The sequence below is a fragment of the Sphingorhabdus sp. EL138 genome, assembly GCF_945882965.1.
GTDB lineage: Bacteria > Pseudomonadota > Alphaproteobacteria > Sphingomonadales > Sphingomonadaceae > Sphingorhabdus_B.
Genome location: NZ_CAMCWY010000028.1, coordinates 1 through 23,019, shown reverse-complemented (window position 1 = coordinate 23,019; position 23,019 = coordinate 1). Strand labels below are relative to the sequence as shown.

21 protein-coding genes are annotated in these 23,019 nt (G+C 55.5%); 5 read left to right on the top strand and 16 right to left on the bottom strand.

The window, feature by feature from the left end; genetic code table 11:
• Positions 1–78: 78 nt before the first annotated feature.
• From Q0N43_RS10860 to Q0N43_RS10850, 3 genes are all read right to left on the bottom strand, one after another.
• Positions 79–825 (bottom strand): sulfite exporter TauE/SafE family protein, encoded by a 747-nt coding sequence (locus Q0N43_RS10860; protein WP_295446251.1) that lies wholly within the window; start codon positions 823–825, stop codon positions 79–81.
• A 24-nt stretch (positions 826–849) separates the two neighbouring features.
• A complete protein-coding gene (secA, locus tag Q0N43_RS10855; RefSeq protein WP_295446249.1) occupies positions 850–3,579 on the bottom strand; it encodes a preprotein translocase subunit SecA in 2,730 nt (909 codons plus the stop codon).
• 87 nt (positions 3,580–3,666) lie between these two features.
• Positions 3,667–3,939 (bottom strand): hypothetical protein, encoded by a 273-nt coding sequence (locus tag Q0N43_RS10850; RefSeq protein ID WP_295446247.1) that lies wholly within the window; start codon positions 3,937–3,939, stop codon positions 3,667–3,669.
• A gap of 176 nt (positions 3,940–4,115) precedes the next feature.
• On the opposite strand from Q0N43_RS10850, the gene argJ reads away from it, so the two are divergent.
• Positions 4,116–5,339, top strand: a complete 1,224-nt coding sequence (gene argJ / locus Q0N43_RS10845; protein WP_295446245.1) for a bifunctional glutamate N-acetyltransferase/amino-acid acetyltransferase ArgJ — start codon at positions 4,116–4,118, stop codon at positions 5,337–5,339.
• A 10-nt stretch (positions 5,340–5,349) separates the two neighbouring features.
• Here the strand turns inward: argJ and trxA are convergent, their stop codons facing one another.
• From trxA to ahcY, 7 genes are all read right to left on the bottom strand, one after another.
• Positions 5,350–5,670 (bottom strand): thioredoxin, encoded by a 321-nt coding sequence (gene trxA / locus Q0N43_RS10840; RefSeq protein ID WP_295446243.1) that lies wholly within the window; start codon positions 5,668–5,670, stop codon positions 5,350–5,352.
• A gap of 81 nt (positions 5,671–5,751) precedes the next feature.
• Positions 5,752–9,183, bottom strand: a complete 3,432-nt coding sequence (gene addA / locus Q0N43_RS10835; RefSeq protein WP_295446242.1) for a double-strand break repair helicase AddA — start codon at positions 9,181–9,183, stop codon at positions 5,752–5,754.
• Positions 9,180–12,149: a double-strand break repair protein AddB gene (addB, locus tag Q0N43_RS10830; RefSeq protein WP_295446240.1), complete on the bottom strand. Its 2,970-nt coding sequence runs from the start codon at positions 12,147–12,149 to the stop codon at positions 9,180–9,182. The genes addA and addB overlap by 4 nt, the downstream gene beginning before the upstream one ends.
• A complete protein-coding gene (locus Q0N43_RS10825; RefSeq protein ID WP_295446238.1) occupies positions 12,139–12,867 on the bottom strand; it encodes a nucleotidyltransferase family protein in 729 nt (242 codons plus the stop codon). The genes addB and Q0N43_RS10825 overlap by 11 nt, the downstream gene beginning before the upstream one ends.
• A complete protein-coding gene (locus tag Q0N43_RS10820; RefSeq protein WP_295446252.1) occupies positions 12,860–13,837 on the bottom strand; it encodes a phosphotransferase in 978 nt (325 codons plus the stop codon). Before Q0N43_RS10820 ends, Q0N43_RS10825 begins: the two co-directional genes overlap by 8 nt.
• Before the next feature lies 1 nt (position 13,838).
• Positions 13,839–14,270 carry a tRNA (adenosine(37)-N6)-threonylcarbamoyltransferase complex ATPase subunit type 1 TsaE gene (tsaE, locus tag Q0N43_RS10815; protein ID WP_295446236.1) on the bottom strand — a complete coding sequence of 144 codons (432 nt, stop codon included), beginning with the start codon at positions 14,268–14,270 and terminating at the stop codon, positions 13,839–13,841.
• Positions 14,271–14,457: 187 nt separating this feature from the next.
• Positions 14,458–15,852 (bottom strand): adenosylhomocysteinase, encoded by a 1,395-nt coding sequence (gene ahcY / locus Q0N43_RS10810; protein WP_295446234.1) that lies wholly within the window; start codon positions 15,850–15,852, stop codon positions 14,458–14,460.
• A 92-nt stretch (positions 15,853–15,944) separates the two neighbouring features.
• Here ahcY and Q0N43_RS10805 point away from each other — a divergent pair, with 92 nt between their 5' ends.
• The 4 genes from Q0N43_RS10805 (at position 15,945) to Q0N43_RS10790 (ending at position 18,681) form a co-directional block, all read left to right on the top strand.
• Positions 15,945–16,112: a hypothetical protein gene (locus Q0N43_RS10805; protein ID WP_295446231.1), complete on the top strand. Its 168-nt coding sequence runs from the start codon at positions 15,945–15,947 to the stop codon at positions 16,110–16,112.
• Entirely contained in the window at positions 16,109–16,588 is a 480-nt protein-coding gene (locus Q0N43_RS10800) for a peroxiredoxin (RefSeq protein WP_295446229.1), read from the top strand. The genes Q0N43_RS10805 and Q0N43_RS10800 overlap by 4 nt, the downstream gene beginning before the upstream one ends.
• A gap of 93 nt (positions 16,589–16,681) precedes the next feature.
• On the top strand, positions 16,682–18,127 hold the full coding sequence (locus Q0N43_RS10795) for an AMP nucleosidase (RefSeq protein WP_295446228.1): 1,446 nt from the start codon (positions 16,682–16,684) through the stop codon (positions 18,125–18,127).
• 68 nt (positions 18,128–18,195) lie between these two features.
• On the top strand, positions 18,196–18,681 hold the full coding sequence (locus tag Q0N43_RS10790; RefSeq protein ID WP_295446226.1) for a hypothetical protein: 486 nt from the start codon (positions 18,196–18,198) through the stop codon (positions 18,679–18,681).
• A 188-nt stretch (positions 18,682–18,869) separates the two neighbouring features.
• On the opposite strand, the gene Q0N43_RS10785 is transcribed toward Q0N43_RS10790, so the two are convergent.
• From Q0N43_RS10785 to rplS, 6 genes are all read right to left on the bottom strand, one after another.
• The gene (locus Q0N43_RS10785; protein WP_295446224.1) at positions 18,870–19,400 is read right to left on the bottom strand and encodes a hypothetical protein; all 531 of its coding nucleotides are present in this window, start codon (positions 19,398–19,400) and stop codon (positions 18,870–18,872) included.
• 2 nt (positions 19,401–19,402) lie between these two features.
• Positions 19,403–19,969: a GNAT family N-acetyltransferase gene (locus Q0N43_RS10780; RefSeq protein ID WP_295446222.1), complete on the bottom strand. Its 567-nt coding sequence runs from the start codon at positions 19,967–19,969 to the stop codon at positions 19,403–19,405.
• The gene (locus Q0N43_RS10775) at positions 19,966–20,724 is read right to left on the bottom strand and encodes an alpha/beta fold hydrolase (RefSeq protein ID WP_295446221.1); all 759 of its coding nucleotides are present in this window, start codon (positions 20,722–20,724) and stop codon (positions 19,966–19,968) included. The genes Q0N43_RS10780 and Q0N43_RS10775 overlap by 4 nt, the downstream gene beginning before the upstream one ends.
• Positions 20,725–20,760: 36 nt before the next feature.
• Complete coding sequence (locus Q0N43_RS10770; RefSeq protein ID WP_295446219.1) at positions 20,761–21,408, bottom strand: DsbA family protein; 648 nt, start codon at positions 21,406–21,408, stop codon at positions 20,761–20,763.
• A gap of 3 nt (positions 21,409–21,411) precedes the next feature.
• Positions 21,412–22,437, bottom strand: a complete 1,026-nt coding sequence (locus Q0N43_RS10765; protein ID WP_295446217.1) for an aspartate-semialdehyde dehydrogenase — start codon at positions 22,435–22,437, stop codon at positions 21,412–21,414.
• Between the two features lie 92 nt (positions 22,438–22,529).
• Positions 22,530–22,922, bottom strand: a complete 393-nt coding sequence (gene rplS, locus Q0N43_RS10760; protein ID WP_295446215.1) for a 50S ribosomal protein L19 — start codon at positions 22,920–22,922, stop codon at positions 22,530–22,532.
• Positions 22,923–23,019: the final 97 nt, after the last annotated feature.

The window sequence follows — 23,019 nt, the reverse complement described above, 5'->3', positions numbered from 1 at the left end:
TTTCCCAACTGACTGTTAATCAATTGGTCGGGGGTTCGAATCCCTCCCGGGGAGCCAATTTTTGTGGCTCAGCAGTCTCTAAAGTGGCCCATGGGCCTGCCAGAGTAGCCGAAGCGCGGCATAGCCGACCAGTAACGCCGTTAGCGCCCTTAACAAATGTGGGGAGAAATAGCGCATTCCGAACAGGCTGCCCAACTGTCCGCCGACCAACACAGCGCCGAGCAGCAGACCATATTGCAGCGCAGGCTCGGCTAGCGAATGCGCCCCTGATTTCACTAATTGGCCAAGCAGGCCCGCCGCCGAGTTGATCAATATGTAAAGCGACGCGAAGGCGGCGATGCGGCGTGGCTCTGCCCAGCGGATCAGGTGTAAGACTGGCGCCATGAATATGCCCCCGCCGATACCCGACAGGCCAGCCAATAAGCCTACGCCGCCCGAAAGCGCCAGCAACAATGGCTTTGGAACTGCGCGCGGCGTCATCTTATCCGCTTGGAGAAAAAGGGCGATGGCCGACGCCAACAACGCGCCACCCAATATCGTCAGGAACACGACCTGTTTCAGCGGCACCAGCCCGCCTGCGAAGGCGAGCGGCGCTGACACCAAGAGCAAAGGCAAAACCTGCGGCCAGGACACCAGGCCAGCCCGCACAAAGCGAATGCTGCCGCCGGTCACGACGATGATATTGCAGACAAGTGCAATCACGGGGATCAGCCGGTAATCCACCCCCCACAAGGCCAGCAACGCCGTGTACGTGGACCCGCCGCCAAAGCCAACAGACGCATAGACAAAGGCGACAAGAGCAAAGAGGCTGGCCAGCCAGATCATCTTGGCCGCTCCGTCATCTGCTTATCAAAATGCGCCGTGGCAGTGCTTATATTTCTTTCCCGAACCGCAGGGACATGGGTCGTTGCGGCGCAGATCAGGGTCGCCTGCATATGGGTTGTTGAAACCCGATGGAGCCACAGCGCGCGGGATCGTCGTCGTCACCAATCCAAGCGAACCTGCGTCGATATCATCGCTGTTATCTTCGCCGGTAAACGGGTCGATATGCGTTGTCAGGAAATCGGGTAGTTCAGGCAAGTCTTGCGGAACAAACTCTTCCTCCGCGCGGAAATCATTGGTGGCGATGGTCTTAGTCACGCCTTCGCGGATGGCGGACAACATGCGTTCAAATAGGCCAAATGCCTCTTGCTTATATTCGTTGATCGGATTCTTCTGCGCATAGGCGCGCAGATAAATCACCTGACGCAGGGCATCGAGCGTCGACAAATGCTCTTTCCAATGATGGTCAAGCGTTTGCAGCAAGATACTTTTTTCGACCTGACGCCAGATATCATCATCAAGACCAGCGCCCTTCGCCTTGAACTTTTTGGTCGCCATATCGGCGATGCGGGTTTCGATGATTTCCGGTTCAAGGCCGTCTTCCTTCAACCAAGCGTCGATGTCAGGCGTCAGCCCCAGCAGCTCAGTGGATTTTTGCTTTAGACCTTCGATATTCCATTGCTCGGGATAAGTGCCCTCGGGGCAATGGTCGCCAACAAGGTTGTTGACGGTATCGTTGCGCATATCCTCAATGATATCATCGACGTCTTGCGCATCCATGATGTCGCTGCGTTGTTCATAAATGACCTTGCGCTGGTCATTCATGACATTGTCATATTCAACCAACTGCTTGCGGATATCATAATTGCGCGCCTCTACCTTTTTCTGCGCGGTTTCGATAGCTTTCGACAGCCATTTGCCGCCAATCGCTTCGCCATCTTCAAGGCTGGAGTTCATCATTCTGGAGAACAAGGTTTCGGACCCAAAGATACGCAAAAGATCATCGTCGAGCGACAAATAGAAGCGGGAGAGCCCAGGGTCACCCTGACGCCCCGAACGGCCGCGCAACTGGTTGTCGATACGGCGGCTTTCATGGCGTTCTGTGGCAAGAACAAATAATCCGCCGGCTTCGATGACCTTGGCTTTTTCAGCAGCGATTTCGTCCTGCAACGCTTGAATGGCTGTATCGCGCGCCTGCCCCTCGGGCATATCGCGCAATTCGTCATTCAACCGAAATTCAAAGTTACCGCCTAGCTGAATATCCGTACCGCGACCCGCCATGTTGGTGGCGATGGTAACGCTGCCGAAACGCCCGGCTTGCGCAACAATATGCGCTTCGCTCTCGTGGAAGCGGGCATTCAGGACGCTGTGCTTGACGTCTTCCTTCTCCAAAAATTCGGACAGCAGTTCTGATTTTTCAATCGACACCGTTCCGACCAATACGGGCTGACCGCGGTCATTTGCCTCTTTGATTGTTTTGGCGATGGCACCGAATTTATCTTGGGTATTTTTGTAGAACTGGTCGTCCTCATCCACGCGCCGAACGGGCACGTTGGTGGGTATTTCCACCACGTTTAGCTTGTAGATTTCATGAAACTCGCCAGCCTCGGTAGCAGCGGTGCCCGTCATCCCGGACAATTTGGGATACATGCGGAAATAATTCTGGAAAGTGATGGTCGCCAGCGTCTGGTTTTCAGGCTCGATCTGGACGCCTTCTTTGGCTTCAACCGCTTGGTGCAGGCCGTTTGACCAGCGACGTCCATCCATCATGCGACCTGTAAATTCGTCGATGATGATGACCTTGCCATCCTTGACGATGTAATCAATGTCGCGCTTGAACATCACATTGGCTTTAAGCGCTTGGTCAAGATGGTGGACAACCAAGGTGTTTTCATAATCATACAGATTAGAGCCCGTCAGCAAGCCAGCGTCCTCAAGCATCCGCTCAACCTTCTCAGTGCCATCTTCGGTTAGCGTAACGTTGCGGCTCTTTTCGTCTTTGTCATAATCGCCCGCGTCCAACTGCAGAACGACGGCATGGACCTGCATATATAATTCGGATTTGTCGTCGGTCGGGCCAGAAATAATCAAAGGAGTCCGCGCTTCATCAACCAAGATAGAATCGACTTCATCGACAATCGCGAAATTGAATGGGCGCTGCACCATTTGCGCGCGTTCATATTTCATATTGTCGCGCAAATAATCAAAACCAAGTTCGTTGTTCGTCGCATAGGTGATATCGCAAGCATAAGCGTCGCGGCGTTCCTGTTCAGCGATGTTTGGAACGACAACCCCTGTCGTGAGGCCAAGAAACCCGTAAATCCGCCCCATCCATTCCGCGTCACGGCGGGCCAGATAGTCGTTGACGGTCACAACATGAACGCCTTTGCCCTCAAGCGCGTTGAGGTAGCATGCCAATGTTTCGGTCAAGGTTTTACCCTCACCCGTGCGCATTTCGGCGATTTCGCCGCGATGCAGCACAATACCGCCGACCATCTGCACATCAAAATGGCGCATACCCATGACGCGCTTTGATGCTTCGCGCACAGTTGCAAAAGCCTCTGGCAGGATATCGTCAAGCGCCTCTCCGGCGGCCAGACGATCCCGAAATAACGGCGTCTGCCCCTTTAGCCGCTCATCGTCCATGGCGGCGATGTCGCCTTCAAGCGCGTTGATGTTTTCAACAATCTTCATGATTGATTTTACGTAACGGTCGTTCGACGACCCGAATAAGGCTTTAGCAAATCCGCCGAGCATGGATAATTCCTTTGAAATATGCGGGGGACGCGCGCGGTTGGCGCGCGGTAGGTAGCTATTAAACGCACCCAAAAGGGCGCAGAAAGCCTAACCTAAGATGATATCATGCCGGTCAATCGGCGTATCTGGCGTTACGGCAACCAGGGTCGCTGCACCGACGGCGGGTGCAAGTGCCGCGCGCGCCTTCGCAGTCTCACGGACCACGGGTTCGCAAGCGGCGACAGCTTCAAGCGCCGCAGCCGCAACATAAGCCTGCGCAACCGCTGAATCCATCGATGCCGACGCCGAAGACACTGGACGCGCCGCCTCCGCAACGGAAAATCCGCTCATCATCGCCAGTAGATAAATCAGTAAACGCATGTTTTGCCCTATGAGGTGCTGCGACGCGTATAGGGAAACAAAGCCGCTCCGTCTATCCCGAAGCGTGTTGGCTAGCGTGCATTGCCAGTTGCGCCAATTGCGGCCAGCAGATAGACGAAATATACCATTTACGCGCCCTACAGAGAATTCTCAAAATATTACAAGGTTCCAATTGCTTGTCTAGCACTTCTCCACTCGCCGCTCCTTTTCCTATCATGCCCGACATTGCTGGTGCGACGCCGCGTATTGCGCGGGCGGGGTATAAGGAATGGAACCGCTGTGACCTGAGCTATGTTACGTTTGATGCTGGCACCACGGTTGCGGGCGTAACCACGCAAAATCTTTGCTGTTCAGCCGAGGTTGATCTTTGCCGCGCGCATTTGCCGCACGGCAGTGCGCGGGCGTTGGTGGTCAATGCGGGCAATAGCAACGCTTTCACTGGGCAGCGCGGCAAAGATGCGGTGGACGCGATTACGGGCCAAGTGGCGGCCCATTTGAACTGCGACGTGACGGAGATATTCGTGTCTTCAACCGGCGTCATTGGCGTGCCTTTGCCCATCGACAAGGCGCAGGCCGGTCTTCAAGCGGTTTTTGATGCTGCTATATGCAGTTGGGAAGATGTCACCCAAGCCATCGGGACCACGGACACCTTTGCCAAGGGCGCAACGGCCAGCGCGATGGTCGATGGCCGCAAGGTTCAGCTTGTCGGCATTATCAAGGGTTCGGGCATGATCGCGCCGGACATGGCGACGATGCTGGGTTATGTCTTTACCGACGCCGCCGTCGACGCGGCGTTCTTGCAGCAACTTTTGTCCGCCGCCAATCAATCAAGCTTTAGCTGCATTACCGTGGACAGCGACACCTCCACCAGCGACACGGTGCTCGCCTTTGCTACAGGCAAGGCAGGCAATGCGCGGTTGACCTCGTTTGAAGACGTCGGCGCAGACGCCTTTGCAGCCGCGCTGGGTGATGTCTGCCGCCAACTGGCGCATCTTGTGGTGCGTGATGGCGAAGGGGCGCAGAAGTTTATTGAAATTCAGGTGACGGGGGCCGTCAGCAATGACAGCGCACGGCGCGTGGGCTTGGCCATTGCCAATTCGCCCTTGGTCAAAACGGCGATTGCGGGTGAGGATGCCAATTGGGGCCGCGTCGTTATGGCCGTTGGTAAAGCCGGCGAGCCTGCGAACCGCGACACGCTATCCATCCGCTTTGGCGCGACGTTGGCCGCGCGCAACGGCCTTGCGGTGGCAGATTATGACGAAGCGCCGGTGGCACGCCACCTAAAGCAAAAGGAAATCGAGATCGGCGTTGATCTTGGCCTTGGGTCGGGGCACGCCACGGTGTGGACGTGCGACCTGACCCATGGTTATATCAGCATCAACGCCGATTATCGCAGCTAGGGTCAGGACCCTAAAGCGCGGCTTCGAGCCAGCTTTTCAACTGTGCCTTGGGCGCTGCGCCAACCTTCGTATCCGCAATTTCACCACCTTTGAACAGGATCATTGTGGGAATACCACGCACGCCATATTTGGCAGGCGTATCGGGATGGTCATCAATGTTCAGCTTCACGATTTCGACTTGTCCGGCAAGCTCTTCACTGATTTCTTCAAGGCTTGGGCCGATCATTTTACAAGGGCCGCACCATTCGGCCCAGAAATCGACCAATACGGGTTTGCCTGATGCCAGCACGGTTGCGGCGAAGTCATTATCACCTACGGTTTTGGTAGCCATATCAATCTCCTTTGTTATGCCTTATGTATTCACGCCGCCAAGGACTGACAAGCACCATGCGCAATAGTTTTGCTGAACACGTCAAGAGGCGGGGTAATAAGGTGCCAAGATGGCATCGGAAAGCGTTATGAAGCGCGGCGCGTGCGTGAACAACAAAGATACCTCTATCCGCGATTCTGGGAAAATCGTCTGCAATGCGGCACGATAATGCGCCATTTGCCGCAAATGCGCGGCTGGCACGCCTCGTTCATCTTGCGGCACCTGCCGACCCGTTTTGAAATCAATGGCACGCACCAGACCGGGTTCAACCAGCAACCTGTCGATCCGTCCGTTAATCACCGTTTCGCCAACCACTGCGACCAATGGCACCTCAGCGCGGGCAGAGGGACCAAAAAACGCCCCCCATTGCGCGTCGTTCACGATACCGCCAACCTCGGCAATAAGCTGTGCCGGGTCAATGTCGGTATCGGGCGTCTGCGCGGCTAACCATTGCTCGGCTTTTTGGAGCGAAACGTCATTGGTGATGCGTTCCAACACAGCGTGGATAAGCTTGCCACGCACCGCCGCCTTGCGCATTGCCGAAGTGGCTGGCGCATCGCCATAATCATCATCATCCAGACGCGATGGGACTAAAGGACGCGGTGGGCGTTGCTCGGCTGGCGCTGGGGCGAAAAGCCAAGGCGGTGTGGCAACTAACGGTTCAGCTTGCGCAGAGGTAATATGGTTGCCCTCTGGCGGCGTCAGGTAAGCCCCCTGAAGCCCGATATGACGCATCACCCTGCCCCAGCGCACGTCATCCTCCCAATCGCACCCAAGTGCCGCCATGCCCCGTTGCAGAAGCGCACACCAGCTTTCGGTTGGCGGCTCTCCCTTGCGGCTGATGCCCAATGACCCGGCCATGATCAGCCGCTCTTCGGCCCGCGTAATCGCGACATAGAGCAAGCGTTTGTGTTCCTGCAGCTCGCGGGTCTTTTGCCGCTCCACGGTTTCCAGCAACTGCCCCGATTGTTCCGCCTTGCGAATGGGTAACAATGGTATGCGCTGCCCTTCGGCCATTAACAGCTCGACAGAGTGGTCAGGCTTCTTGGTTGGGTCAGATGTGACATCGGCCAAAATGACCACAGGGGCTTGCAAGCCCTTTGCACCATGGACGGTCATGATCCTGACCTCTTTGCTGCTGCTGTCGCCCTCGCGTTTGATCTCGGTGTCACCACGGTCGAACCATGCAAGGAATTTTTGCAAGCCCCCGCTGTGTTGCTGTTCAAATTGCAACGCGGAGTTCAGCATCTCTTCAATGGGCACCAAAACCTCACTGCCTAACCGCGCAATGAATTTACGCCGCGCGCCAATGGGGCCGGACAAGATTTGTTCAAGGAAATGATAGACGGTCGTGAAATCGGCCATCGCCAGCATGTCGCGCAGCGGAGCCATCTGCGCGGTTAATTCGGGCCGATCACGAACATGCTGCCACAGACTGCCCTTGCGGTCGCCGACATAGCCATATTGGAGCAACGTTTCTTGCGACCAGCCAATGATGGGTGAAACCAACACACAAGCCAGGCTAAAATCATCATTGGGTTGAAGCACAAATTTGATGACGGCTAACAAATCCTGCACGACCAATGGCTGCAACAATCGAAGCCGATCGATACCTGCAACGGGCACATCGCGTTCATGCAATTGCGCCACCAACATCGACGCCATCTCCCCACGGCTACGCAATAGAAACAGGATATCGCCGGGTTCAAGGGGGCGGCCTTTGCTGACGAGCCATGGTTTTGCGTCAATCAGCGCCTTGACATGATCCGCCAGTTTTTCGGCCAGAGCGCGTTTTTCGTCGCTGAACCAATCTTCTTCTTCGTCCGAACCGCTGTCATCTTGCGCATTGGGCTTGGCGGATATGGGTTCCAGCAACTCAACCATGCCGATATGCGGCTTGTCGCTATAATGCACGGCAATTTCCCCTTTTATACCGAAACTTTCAGGGCCAGCCACTTCGATAACGGCATTCACGAACTCAAGGATCGGCGGAGTTGAACGGAAGCTTTGCGACAAAGTAAGCCGGTTCAGCTCGGACCCCGATTTACCGATACGCTCGGCAAAATATTCCCCCGCTGCTTCATAGCGTTCGGGGGCAGTCCCTTGGAACCCGTAAATGGCTTGCTTAAAATCGCCGACAGAGAACAAAGTGCGTGTCTTGTCGGGTTGCGCCCCCATGCCACTGTAAAAATCATCGCTGAGTGCGCTGATGATATCCCACTGCGCGACATTGGTGTCCTGCGCCTCATCGACCAATATATGATCAATCTGCCGATCTAGCTTAAACCGCACCCAATCCGCCATTTGACCATGTTGCAGCAACGCCGCCGTGCGCCGGATCATGTCGTCAAAATCCACCGCGCCAAGCGCGTGTTTCGCCTTGCTATATTGGGCCGCAAATTCCTTGCCGACCAACAAGGCCTGCGCAAGCCTGTCCGCATATTGAGCGCGCACAACCTGCCCCATCAACGGGTTGGTCCATTGGAACAGCTCCAACGCTTGCGCGGCATATGCGTCCGTCATTGGGGTATGGCCCTTGGACGAAACCTGCATTTCGCCGTTCTTATTTGACCAACAACTATGAAGCTCCGTGAATAAAGCTGCACGCTCGGCGGGAGAACGGGACAGCCAGTCCTGAAGCACCGCCGCGCGCTTACCGCCGCGGCTATCGAATTTATTTTTGCACCATAAAAGATTGGCGTCGATAATAGATTGCAGATCCGCGCGCGGAACATGTTCGTCGGCAAACGCGGCCGCCAGCATTTCTTCGACAGTGCCTGAAAAACTGACATCCGCCAACCGCCGCGCCCAAGCCACCGCGCCGGCATCATCGGGGATTGAAGCCATCATATCGGGCGCAGCTGCCGTACGATGCAAGAAGCGCAGGGCGCCGTCCTCGCCCATGTTCAGGCTCAATTCCTGCAAATTGGCGATTATCCTGCCGTCACCGCGCGCTTCGGCATCCAAAACCAAATTCGCGAGCGCCGCGTCGAGCAATTCCCGCTGCTCGCGCCCCTCAACAGGCTTAAAGCCCGGCACCAGTCCCGCTTCTTCCGGAAAGCTGCCGAGCAGCGATTGGCAGAAGCTATGGATGGTCAATATCTGCAATCCGCCGCCGGGCGCATCCAGAACCTTTGCGAACAATTGCCGCGCTTTCTTGCGCGCCTCGGGACCTGCATCAGCGCCAATAGCCTCAAGGTCATGGAACAATATTCCATCGTCCATCTGCACCCAAGTCGCCAAAAGCTGATTGATCCGGTCCGCCATTTCGGACGCGCCAGCCTTAGTAAAGGTGATGCACAACAGATTTTCCGGCTCAACGTCATTTTCCAGCAACAGCCGAATGACGCGCGCAGTCAGCACCTGCGTTTTACCCGTCCCTGCCGAAGCGCTCAGCCAGATATTGTCGTCCGGCACAACCGCGCTGCTTTGCGCGGGGATTAATGGGTGCAGCTTTTTGGGTTCAGCGCTCATGCCGCATCCTCAATTATAGCCTGACGCCCATTCCATTCCTGTAGGCGCATCAATTGGTCATAATCGCCATAGATCGCAAATTCGGGATGCAACTTTGCGGTAAAAGGCGTGTTGCCTAATATCCATTTGCTGATCGCGACCTCCGCTTGCGCCACTGCAAAGGCAACAAAGTCCGCGCGCTCCGGCTTATCATCCGCCGCACGCGTACTTGTGGGCTCGGCAATATGGCCGAAGATATCCTTTTTCTTGGCAAGGCTCCAATATTCGAAATGGCTCGCTGTGCCTGACACACCCTTAATAGCCAACGCCTCGGCCATATAGCCAATGAGGCCCAGTTGCAGCGCGAATCCTGCGTTAATCTGCTTGGTCGATGGTGGCATACCGGTTTTATAGTCGATGATGACCAAGTCGCCATCTGCGGTCCGGTCAATACGGTCAACCCGCCCCCTGACGGCGATGCCTTTGATATGGACGGTGCCGGGTTGCTCGGCAACCGCCACGACGCGCCCCTCCTCCGCCATCAAGCGTTTGGTCTCATCCGCCACCCAGCGTAAACCAGCGGCAATGCGCGGTTGCCAAAATGTGCGCAGCAATGGATCCGCCGCCTCCTGCGCCAACAATGCATCCGCACGCGCGACAAGCTTATCGACCGCGCAATTGTCGTGCGTGAACCATTTTTCCAATATGTCGTGCACAAGGCTGCCGCGCCAAGCGTAGCTGGGTTCGGCATCGACCTTTTCCAGCACAGGAAGGCCAAGGATGCGCTTGGCGTAAAAGGAATAAGGGTCAGATTTCAACTGGTCGAAATCGGTAACGGATAAGGAAACTAGGCGCTGCTCCGCGTTCGGCATGGGTACTGGCCGCGCGGCAAACGGCTCCTTTTCGGCAGGATGATCAAGCGAGTCTGCCCACGCCAACAGCGCGTCATCACCCGCAAGCGCCTCCCCAATCAGCGCTTTAATCCGCAACAAAAAGCGTGACGCGACCGTTGGCCCGCTCCGGTCGCGCCGCGCGCGAGTCAACAACACCTCTTGCGCGCCAAGTGCCGTCGCCAAATCATGTGCCGAAAGGCCAATATTCCGATCCAACGTCGGCAGTTTCAGGTGACGCCGAATGGCAGGGGCCAACCAAGGATCAGGCTGCGCGATTTGCGGCCATGTACCCTCGTTCAGGCCAGCGCAGATCACATAATCTGCCTGCTGCAAGCGCGCTTCTAACAAACCGTAAATCGCGACGCGCGGGTGCCCGCCATAAGGGGGACGCACAACCGCGCCGGAGAAAATTTCTCTGAACGTCGCAACCAAACCTGTTGCATCGACACGGCCAAGTGTGGACAGATCGCTTGAGGTTACGTCCTCCCAGTTCCGCGTCAACTCGCGGCCACTCGCGCCACGCCAAATACCGCCATCGGTAAGCGCCGTTGCAACATCGCGTAAGGATGCCAGAACATCCCCAAATGGCTGACCATCGGCCATTTCGAGCGGTGCCAGTTGCGTCGCAACCCCAGACCACCATGCGATTAAATCTGCGTTTGGTTTGCGCGCCGTCTCAAGCCGTCGTGTAATCGCCGAAAGGCCAATGCTGCTGGCCGTGCCGCGCAAGGCCAAATCAAGCTGCCGCACATGGTCCAACCAAGCGAGCCTTTGTGTGCCGGCAAACACCAAAGGGTGCTTGGCAATGGCCAATATGCTCGACGCGGAGAAGCGGCTCCAGATTGCGTCCACCAGCGCCAATGCAAGCGTGCCCGGCGGTGTTTGCAGCAAGGGTATGCCCGCGCTGTCATCGACTTCTATGCCCCATCTATGCAACTGCCCAGCCACGCGCACCGCCAATTCGCGATCGGGCGTAATCAGGGCGACGCGCTTTCCGGCAACCTCCAGCGCGCCCCTGATGTGCACGGCGATTGCCTTTGCCTCTTGCGCGCTATCTTCTGCCTCGAGCCATTTTGCGTTCGGAAGGCTTTTGCGCAGCGGTGGCAGGTCCTGCCAATGTATGCTCTGTTCCGGCAGGCAGAAGATTTCGGAAATCGTAGCAGATTCTGGCTCAGTTCTGGCGGTTGGGAGGACGTCAATCTCGCTGCGGTCAATACCCATAAGTTCAAGCAAATGTTTCAAATGAAACTGCGGATGGACCTCCACATTACGACGGCGCGCAAAGCCTGGGCTATCTTCAGTGGGCGGCGACAGATCATCCCAACGCGCGTCAGACAGGTTAAGGTCAACGCCCGGTAAGATAACGTGCCCGTTCGGCATGCGTACCACGCGGCGCAGCACGCGGGCCACAGCCTTTGCAGATGTCGTAATCCCCACCGCTATAACTGGACCCGTATCAACATTTTGCGCTAAACGCTGCTCAAGCGCGGCAAGCAAATGGTTCCGGCGTTCGGCTGGCCCCATCAATTTTCGCGCAGTTAACGCGGCCCGATACGCCGGCAATATCTGCAAAAGCCGAGCGTAGGCGTTTTGCCAATGTCCGGCCAAATCAGCCTCTATTTTGATGTCTGCGAACTGGGTAAAATCGACCAGATCAACCTCAAGCGCGTCGATCAATTCTGCCAATTTGCGCGCCAGTCGCAACGCTTCTGCAGACGAAAGCGGGGCATCAGCGGGCTGATAGTCTTTGACGAGCTTAGCCAACAGCATCAGCCGCTCAAACGAAGCGATTGCTGGCCATATCGCGCCGCTCGCCGCGATGGGGTCAAGCATTGGTCCCAAGGCTTCGTCCAATTGCATGTCACCCACGGCAACCATATGCGGCAAAAGCATACCCGGTGCCGCCTGCCGAACAAAAGCCTCCGTCATTGCCTTGATTGCGCGGTTATTCGGCAGGAGAAATATACTGTTGCAGATCGCAAGCGGGTCTGCGCCCGCCGACTGCAATATCCATTGCACGGTTACATCGCATAGGTCATTACCCAGCGGTACGTTGAACACATGGGCACGCGGGGGCGAGCCTTTATCTGCCATATTGTTCCGCCAACTTCTTTTCTGTTGCCGCAATGGCCGCCGGATAGCCGACGTCAAACCAGAGCCCGTGATGTATCACGCCCATGCAACGGCCCTTAGCGATTGCCCGGTCCCAAAATATATTGGTTGAAAACACGTCCGCAGGCGGGTCGACAATGAGACGCTTCGAAAGCATCTGGATACCAGTCCACACATAGGCTGCAGGCGCGTCCCCCTGGCGACGCGACAATCGGCCGTCTGCATCCATGTTAAAGTCGCCATTGCCCTGGCTATTGTAAGCGATATCTCGCGGAATGAGGAGCATGAGAACGTCCATGCGGGCATCATCCCAATGCGCCATCAGCTGCGAGATCGCATTCTTGCCCGCATTGGTCCACCAATTGTCGGCGTTGACGCAAATGAAGGGATCGTCGGAAATGAGCGGCAACGCGTGAACCAAACCGCCGCCTGTGTCGCGCAACACATCGCGTTCGTCGGATATGCGCACATCCAAGTCATCCGCTGATGCTGCTAAATGTTGCTCTATTTGCTCTGCGCGATAATGCACATTGACGACGATCTTGCCGATGCCGGCATCCCGCAAATGGCCAAGCACATGGTCGAGCAAGGCAACGCCGCCCACTTCGATCAGCGGCTTTGGCCGGTCGGCGGTCAGGGGCATCATACGCGTCCCCTTGCCCGCAGCCATGATCATCGCTGTATCAACAGGCTTAACCATTGATGCGTAATTCCGTAGGCATTGTCTCGCGCACGTGCGGCGGAATGTGCGTGTCGAACCAGTGTTTGACCGGCGCAAGGTCGGGGTGGGCGAAGTCGCGCTCCAGCAACCCCCACATGCGGGGCAAGAACGACACATAACGTTCCTTGCCATCGCGCTTCCATAGCCGCGTAAAGATGCCGATAATCTTGGTATTTCGTTGGGCACCCAGCAAGGCATACTGCGCCCCAAAATCCGCATCAGGTTTTGCCGCATCATGATAATAGGCCAGCATCTCTGCCTCAAGCGCGGGCGAAACGTCCCGGCGCGCATCTTGCAGCAAGGACACCAGATCATATGCAGGATGCCCGACCAAAGCGTCCTGAAAATCAATTATCCCCTGCTGCCCATCATCCAACAGCATGATGTTTTCGGCATGATAATCCCGCAGCACAGTAACCTTCTGATAATCCGCAAGCGGGGCCAGCGCCTCGGTCCAGATGTGGTCAAATGCGCTAACATCAAATGATAACCCCATGGCCGGCATGTACCATTCGGACAACAGCTGCACTTCGCGCATGTAGGTCGCCATGTCATAGCCTTGCGATTGCACAGGCGGAGTTTGCGCCAACTCGACAATAGCATCAATGGCCGCGCGATAGACTGCGGTCTCATCTTCGGGATGTTCGTCCAAATGCTCCCGCATCCGCCGGTCGCCAAAATCCTCCAGCAGCAACAGGCCGCGCGTCAGATCGGTGGCAAAGATTTTTGGCGCGCGAAACTGATGCCCGTTCAGATATTCCGCAATATGAATAAAGGGGCGCGGATCCTCATGCGGTGGCGGCGCATCCATCAAAATCGCTTTGCCGCGCGTGGCGGACTCCACGCGGAAATAGCGGCGGAAAGACGCGTCTCCTGCAACAGGCGTCACGTGCGCGCCTTCCCAGCCATGCAACGTCAGAAATGCATCCAAGCCAGCGGGCGGCGCCATATTAATTACCTGTGTCATCTATATCCATTTTCAAAGTCAGTATTCGGCTTCCGTCCGCTTGCGGTGCAATGTCAATTTTATGGCTTGGCACCACATAAGCGGAACCAAAGCGTTCGGCCCACTCAACGAGCGTGATACGTTCACTGCGCTCGTTTGCCAGCCCCAGTTCGTCCAATTCGTCAGTATAATCAATCCGATACAAATCAACATGGGCAACGGCAACCAAAACATCTGGCGGTTCGTAGCTGTGGACGATGGCGTAAGACGGGCTGGCGACTTCGCCTTCATACCCAAGGCCCGCCAATATCCCTGCACACAACACGGTCTTGCCAGCACCAAGCGGGCCGTTGATCGCCACCCAGTCCGAACGCTTTAGGTCTTTAGAGAGCGAATGGCCAAAGGCGCGCATATCCTCGTCGGTTGGAATGATCATATCTTCTGTAGCGCCATGATGATTGTGGTTCCCGCACCTTTTGCAGAAGGAAAATGAAAAGTGCCAGCATGCAATTCAATTATCTTCTGGGCCAAGGGCACAGCAAGCATGCGCTCGAGCCGCGCAACGAAAAAAGCCCACCACGTTTCCGCAGCAGGCTCTCTTTTCGTCACAAACTGATCGGTGATTAATAGCGATAATGGTCTGGCTTGAATGGCCCTTCGGTCGAGACACCAATATATCCAGCTTGTTTGTCCGTCAGCTTGGTCAATTTCACGCCAAGCTTTTCGAGATGAAGCGTCGCGACCTTCTCGTCGAGATGCTTTGGTAAAACATAGACTTGGTTTTTATAATTGTCGCCATTGGTCCAAAGCTCGATTTGCGCGAGCACTTGGTTGGTGAAGCTTGCCGACATCACAAAACTTGGATGTCCAGTTGCACAGCCAAGGTTGACCAAGCGGCCCTTCGCAAGAACGATGATCTGCTTGCCGTCCGGGAACTGAACGAGATCCGTTCCTGGCTTCACTTCGGTCCAGCTATAATTTGATAAAGCTGCGATTTGAATTTCACTGTCAAAGTGACCGATGTTGCACACGATGCTCATGGGCTTCATGTTCATCATATGCTCGGCGGTGATAACGTCGGCATTGCCGGTTGCTGTGCAGAAGATATCCGCGCGTTGCACGGCCTCTTCCATTGTCACAACTTCAAAACCTTCCATTGCGGCCTGCAATGCGCAGATCGGATCAACCTCCGTGACCATCACCCGCGCGCCGCCGTTGCGGAGCGACTGCGCCGAGCCTTTGCCAACGTCACCAAAGCCAGCAACGCATGCGACCTTACCGGCGAGCATGACGTCAGTGGCGCGACGAATGGCGTCTACGAGCGATTCCTTACAGCCGTAAAGATTGTCGAACTTCGACTTGGTAACGCTGTCATTGACGTTGATTGCGGGAAAAGGCAGTTCGCCCTTCTTCGCGATTTCGTACAAGCGGTGAACGCCCGTCGTAGTTTCCTCCGAAACGCCCTTCAAATTCTTGACCGTTTGCGTGAGGTAACCCGGCTTCTTGGCAACAAATGCCTTCAAAGCGCGCTGGAATTCAACTTCTTCTTCATTCTCCGGCTCGCCAAAGCTTTCGCCGCGCTCAAGCCTTGCGCCCCACAATGCAAACATCGTGGCGTCGCCACCATCGTCGAGGATGATGTTCGCAGTGGTCTCGTCACCCCAATCGAAGATGCGGCCGACATAATCCCAGTAATCCGCAAGGCTTTCGCCCTTGACTGCAAACACAGGAATGTCCTGCGCAGCAATGGCGGCTGCGGCATGGTCTTGTGTCGAGAAAATGTTGCACGTCGCCCAACGCACATCCGCGCCAAGCGCCGTCAGCGTTTCAATAAGCACTGCGGTTTGAATCGTCATATGCAACGAACCCACAATGCGCGCACCGTTCAAAGGTTGCGACGCACAAAATTCCTCGCGCAACGCCATAAGGCCGGGCATTTCGGTTTCGGCAATGTTAATTTCTTTACGGCCAAAATCGGCCTCGCCTATATCGGCAATGACATAATCGTTAAAAGCCACAGGCTTATTCTCCGGGAGGTTTCAGATGCCTTGGCCCTTAACGGCAGATTTCCCGAAAATCAAATATAAAGATTGCTTTATATGCTTTCCCGATGGGGCGCTTTGTCAGAAACGCAACGCATACTGATGTCATCAAACTTAAAAAAACAGATGTCATTAACCTTAAAAAAAGCGCCGTTAAACATAGCCCACTTGCCTTGGTAAGGCGCGTCCCAGATGAAGCGGCAACGCTCTCTCTTGCTAAAGGAAATATCTCATGAGCATCTCTGTTGGCGATAAAATCCCTGACGTCAAACTGGTCAAGGCAACCGCCGAAGGCCCTCAACCCGTTCAGTCTGCGGCATATTTCGCTGGACGCCGCGTTGCATTATTCTCCGTGCCGGGTGCCTTCACGCCAACATGCTCGGCACGCCACCTGCCCGGCTTTGTCGAAAAGGCAGACGAACTTGCCGCCAAGGGCATTGATCAAATCGCCTGCACCGCAGTCAACGATGCCTTTGTTTTGGGCGCTTGGAACAAGTCGGGCGGCTCGGACGCAATCACGATGCTCGCCGACGGAAATGGCGATTTTGCTGCTGCGCTCGGTCTAGAGATGGACGGCAGCGCATATGGCATGGGCAAGCGCGGGCAACGTTTCTCGCTTGTCGTCAACGATGGCATCGTTGAGCAAGTTAATGTCGAAGCACCGGGCGATTTCAACGTAAGTTCAGCAGAATATATGCTCGGACAGCTCTAATCTATTGCTAGATCCACAGAAGCTGCATTTAAAAGGGAGGGGTCACCCTCCCTTTTTTGTTGCCAAATTCGTAAAATTCGTTGAAGCGTGCTTATGCCTACGCAACACGCTCAAAACATCATTAAACAACTCGTTACCGAATATGAATCTTCGGTAAAAAGGCTTCAATCCGCGCTTGCGGCTTATTTGAAGGATGGGGTTCCCCCAAGTGCAGATCAGCGCGCAAGCAATGACTTCTGTTATCCCGAACTCATCATCACTTATGCCGGCAAAACACGCGAGACCAAATCGAACCTCGCATTTGGCAAGCTGGAGAAGATCGGCACGTTCCGGACCACCTTCACCAAGCCCGATCTTTTTGCCGATTATATTGGCGCGCAGCTCGATCTTTTGAATGCGCAATATGAACTCGAGATTTCGGTTGGCCGCAGTCGCCAAGAAATCCCCTTCCCTTATGTTCTCGATGGATCGGCCGATCTTGAACTTGGGACCGTAAGTCCCAACGAGCTAGCACGTCATTTCCCCACCACCGAATTGGCCGATATTGGCGACGAAATCGCCGACGGTTTGTTGCGCGTAAAGGGCAATAATAGTTCGCCACTTGCTTTGTTTGATGGCCTCCGCACCGATTTTTCATTGGCGCGTTTGCGCCACTACACGGGCGCGCCTGCCGAGCATGTGCAGCATTATATTCTGTTCACCAATTACCACCGTTATGTCGACGAATTCGTCAGTTGGGCATGCAAGCAAGTCGGCAATGGACGCTATACCGCATTGTCAGGCGCTGGCGGCCTATATGTGGATCAGCCAACAGACGATGCAGCGCAGCTTGTCGCCGATAGCACATGGCGTCGGCACCAGATGCCGGCCTATCACCTGATCGCTCCCGACCGTTCGGGTATTAGCTTAGTGAATATTGGCGTTGGTCCGTCCAATGCCAAAACGATTTGCGACCATTTGGCGGTGCTTCGCCCTGAAGCGTGGTTGATGATTGGTCATTGCGGTGGCCTACGTGAGACTCAGCGGATTGGCGATTATGTCCTCGCCCATGCATATTTGCGCGATGACCATATCTTAGACGAAGTTCTGCCACCTGAAATTCCCATCCCGCCCATTGCCGAAGTGCAAGTAGCCTTAGCAAGCGCAGCGGAGGATGTATCGGGCGCCAGCGGCGCAGACCTCAAACGGCGGATGCGGACAGGCACCGTTGTCACCACCGACGACCGTAATTGGGAATTGCGCTATTCCGCCTCCGCGCTTCGTTTCTCGCAAAGCCGCGCGATTGCCATCGATATGGAGTCGGCGACAATTGCGGCGCAGGGCTATCGTTTCCGCGTGCCCTATGGCACATTATTATGTGTTTCGGACAAACCGCTGCACGGAGAAATTAAGTTGCCCGGTCAAGCAAACCGTTTCTACGAAGAGGCGATTGCCGCGCATTTACAGATCGGCATTCAAACATGTGAGTTGCTTCGCGAGGCTGGAAATAGCTTACACAGCCGCAAGTTACGCGCATTCAACGAACCACCATTCCGATAAGCACGCGGGAACGAACTTTAGTCCAAACGATTATCAAGTTTGCATTACAACCCAAGGAGGAACGGCTTATGCCAAGCAAGCCCGAAAAAAAAGGTGTGTTCAGCAAGGTTTTGACCACATTGCGCGATCTGACCGATACCCTTTCCGGTAAAGCCCGGTCTGCGGCCGAGACTGCGTCTACCACCGCCAAGTCAGCCGTAGATTCCGCCTCAAGTGCCGCCGCGACCGCTGGTGCAGTCATTAAGGAAAATCCCGGCAAGTCCGCCGCCGTTGCTGGCGCAGTTATCGCAACCGCAGCAGCCGCAGCAGCGGCAGCCGTGGCTGGTCAGAAGGTGTATGCGCGCAAGACCGCGAGCAGCGCAAAGCCTGCTGCGAAAAAACCTGCTGCGAAAAAGCCAGCTGTTAAAAAGCCTGTTGCGAAAAAGGCCGCTGCGAAGAAGCCAGTGGCCAAGCCTGCTGCAAAGCCCGCCGCCGCGGCGAAGCCTGCACCACGGACCAAGCCAGCGGTGAAGAAGGCCGCCCCGGCGAAACCCGCAGCAAAACCAACAGACTAGGTCGCGAACCCATAAATCTCGCAATGTAACCGACGCCGCCATTTCGAGCATCGCGTTCAAACGGGTTCCCACTTATTAGCCGCCATCCGCCGACGGCGTTTGGCTAGCTATCTATATAGTTCCCGATTTTTCATATTGGGTTCCTGACAGATATCTCGACGCGGTGTTTAAACTTTCAGCCTACCCCGTCAAGCCGCGCGGCGTTTCCAGTTTCTAATGGCCAAGCCAACCAGCACACCGAAGAATGTCACCAAAAACAATATTGTTTTAACGGGCCGCGCGGTGGCGGCGACGCCGGAAAGCATATCATGCCCACCGGTAACTGCCGCCTGAATGATCTGGCTAATGGTTTCAGCATAATCGGCAATGGCAAAACCGACGGCTGCGACCATGACGACCTTACCAAGCCGAGCGAGCATGGCGTGCGGCGACGCGGCAAACATCCGCCCACCTGCAAAAGCGCCCCATGCATAAACCGCGATAAAGATGAGGTCCGCCGCCATGCTGTAGATGGCCAAGTCCATCACACCCGATGCTGCCCAGTCAGCGTGGATGATGTCAACGCGCGCCGCATTACCGGCGGCCTGATGGTCGCTGATCCCCAATGGCGCGGCTTCGGTGACCAGCCAGACATTCATAACAATCAGCGCCGCGAGCAACAATATGCCGGACAGCCAGAACCTCCAGAAACGCCTTTCTAGGGCAGATTCGCTATCCAATGCTAGTCTGCCACCAATGACGCTGCCAACGCCCCTGACAGGGCACCCCCGCGCGTCAGATAATAGCTTGTGTAGTCATACACCTCCGCACCATGATGGCGCTTATACTCGCGTACTAACGTCCCGCCCAATCGCTCCACCGCAGTGCGGGAGCGCAAATTATGTGCGCCCACCTGAAACACAACAATGCTGACAAATTGGAAGATATGCCTGAGCATCAGCGCCTTCACTTCGCGATTGATGCCCGTGCGCCAATATGCGGTGGCAAAGAACGTCCAGCCGATTTCTATTTCTTGCGTTGCCGGATCGTAAGCGGAAAAGCGCGTGCCGCCGATGATTTCGTTTGACGCTCGGTCCAAAATGGCAAAGGCACCCTGCGATGCAATGGCATCAGCGAAAAAGCCTTCAAAGACTTCCCTTTTGTACCGATCACGAAATGGATGCATCGCCCAAATTTCGGGGTCGGAGGCGACGGCATAAAGTGCATCACAATCGCGCGCCAATAATGGCCGCAATGTTACGCACACGCCACTCAAAACCGGCTGAATGTCGAAGGGCGGCAACGTCACCAGCGGTCGCCAGTCAGTGCCGCGACAAAGGCCTGCCCGAGCTCTGGCTTGATTACCGCGCTCATATGATTGCCTGGAACCGTGAACAGCTTTCCATGCTGCAAAAGCGCAGTAAGATCGGCGGCAGAGCCATTATCGTCATCTTGTTCACCGCATATAACAGCAACAGGTAAGGTCCAACTGGCAATCTCCGCCGCATCGGTATCGACAAAGCTATCCAAAATATGTCGCAATGCCGCCGGGTCACCGCCAGTGGTTTTCAGGAACGCCTCCGCCATCCACGCAGGCGCCCCCTGTTCATGCTGCCCCAAATTGTCGAAGACATGGCGGAAATGCGCGCTCCGTTTTCCGGTCTGAGTGAGGCCCTCTAGTCCCATGCCTGAGATAACGGCCCGACCAGGCGCTGCGCCACGCGCGAGCATCCGCGATACGGTCCGTCCGCCAAGCGAATAGCCGCCAAGGTCATAATCTGTGATATCCAAATGGCCAAGCAGGGCAAATTGGTCATCTGCCAAAATATCGCGGGGATAATATTTGGGATCATGGGGTTTGCCACTCATGCCGTGGGCGCGCAGGTCAGGCATGATGACGCGGTATCCCGCATCGGCCAAGGCTGCCGCATGGCCGTATTTTATCCAGTTCGTCTCCGCTTCGGACATGAACCCGTGAATCAGCAACAAAGGCCGCCCCTGCCCCGTCTCGCGCCACGCGATCTTAACGCCGTCGGGGGCTTGGAAACTGTTGGATATATTCATAAACCTTAATCGATTTGCAACAATCTACGCCTCGGACTAACGCGCAGCCAAGCCTTTTTGCCCCATGCGCCACAGCGCCATGTCGATACGATCCTGCCCAAAAAAGGTTTCGCCATCGAAAACGAGGGTTGGCACACCCCAATGCCCTGCTGCCTCAAGTGCAGCTTGGTTGGCGGCGATTTCTGCGTCAAGCGCTTCTGCGTCGCTGATCGCTTCGGCATCCAGCTCTGCCAAATCTAATTCCGCGCGCAAGGCAGCACCTGCCAAATGGTCGCCCTCATGCCAGTTTTCTGCCCCACCCCAAATGAGCCGTGAGACTTCATCGCAAAAGGCAAGGCTCTTGCCGCGCCGCGCCGCCGCTTGACCCAGCCGGGTCAGGCGAAAAATATAGGGCTGCTTCTCGGCAATCTTGCGCGTGGCAATATCCTGCACAATCGGGTCGGGCCTAGGTGGACCGAACGGAACGCCATGGAACTGCGCAACGCGGAACATATCGGTAAAGGTATAGCGCAACCAATTTGGATGACTGCGTTCAAAAAAGTCAGGTTCGCGGATGGCGAGCGGATAGACCGGACGCAGGTTTAGCGTCAGGTCATATTCTTCCGAAAGTGCGCGATACCGCCGAGTAGCGAGATAGCTATACGGACTGCGAAACGACCAGAATATATCAGCTTGCAGCCCCATAACTTAACCCTTTTTCAAATGCCGCCGTCCAAGCAGTTCGGCAATCTGTACCGCATTCAGCGCGGCCCCCTTGCGCAAGTTATCCGACACGCACCAGAAGGCAAGGCCATTGTCGACAGTCGAGTCCTCACGCACGCGGCTCACATAGGTTGCATCGTCACCTGCGGCCTCAATCGGGGTCGTATAGCCCCCGTCTTCGCGCTTATCGATGAGCATGATGCCAGGGGCCTCACGCAAGATATTCTGCGCGGTTTCCGCCGACATTTCCCGCTCATATTCGATATTCACGGCTTCGCTGTGGCCCACAAAGACAGGAACACGCACGCAAGTCGCCGTTAGCTTGATTTTCGGGTCGAGGATCTTCTTTACCTCAACCATCATCTTCCACTCTTCCTTCGTATAGCCATCTTCAAGAAAGCTATCGATATGCGGAATGACGTTGAACGCAATTTGCTTGGTGAATTTTTTGGCATCGGCGCTGTCACCGACAAATATGTTGCGGCTCTGTTCAAACAATTCATCCATGCCCTCTTTGCCCGCGCCCGACACCGACTGGTATGTCGATACGACCACGCGGGTAATCTTGGCGTAATCATGAAGTGGCTTCAACGCCACGACCAATTGCGCCGTTGAACAGTTCGGGTTCGCGATGATGTTCTTGCGTTTGTAAATGTCGATCGCGTCTGGGTTTACCTCAGGCACGATCAAGGGCACATCCGGGTCCATCCGGAAAAGCGAGCTGTTATCGATTACCACGCAGCCAGCAGCAGCGGCAATCGGCGCATATTTCTGGGTTGCTTCCGAACCGATGGCAAAAATCGCCATGTCCCAGCCCGTCCAATCGAAATTCTCGATATTCTGGATCTTCAACATCTTGTCTGTGTCGCCATATTCGATTTCGATACCTTGGCTGCGCGATGACGCGAGCACCGCAACTTCATCGGCGGGGAATGCGCGTTCGGCCAAGATGTTGACGACTTCGCGGCCGACATTACCCGTCGCGCCTGCAACTACGATACGATAACCCATGTTCACTTCCTTCAATGGCAATAAAAAAGGCCGGGCTCTTTGTCGGAGCCCGGCCTTTTGTGTTCGGTTAGAAACGCAACGCGGCTCCTGCCTTATTCGGCAGCCTCGGTGGTCTTAATAGGACGCGGGTCACGGCGTTCGGCAATACGTGCCTTCTTACCGGTCAGGCCGCGCAGATAGTAAAGCTTCGCACGACGCACGACGCCCTTCCGGACGACTTCGATGCTTTCGATGTTTGGGCTGTACAATGGGAATACGCGCTCAACGCCCTCACCGAACGACATTTTGCGTACGGTGAAGTTGGAGCCCATGCCCTTGTTCGAACGCGCGATGCACACGCCTTCGTAATTCTGAATACGCGTGCGCTCACCTTCGATGACCTTCACGCCCACCTTAACGGTGTCCCCTGCACGGAACGCAGGAATTTTTTTGTTTTCTGACAAAGCTGCAATAGCTTCGGCTTCGAGTGTTTGGATGAGGTTCATGCCCCATTTAATCCTTATTCTTTTGTCGCACGTCAGAGGCAGGCTGAACCCGGGCGTCTTTGTAACGCCCCCAAAGGTCCGGTCTGCGTAACCGAGT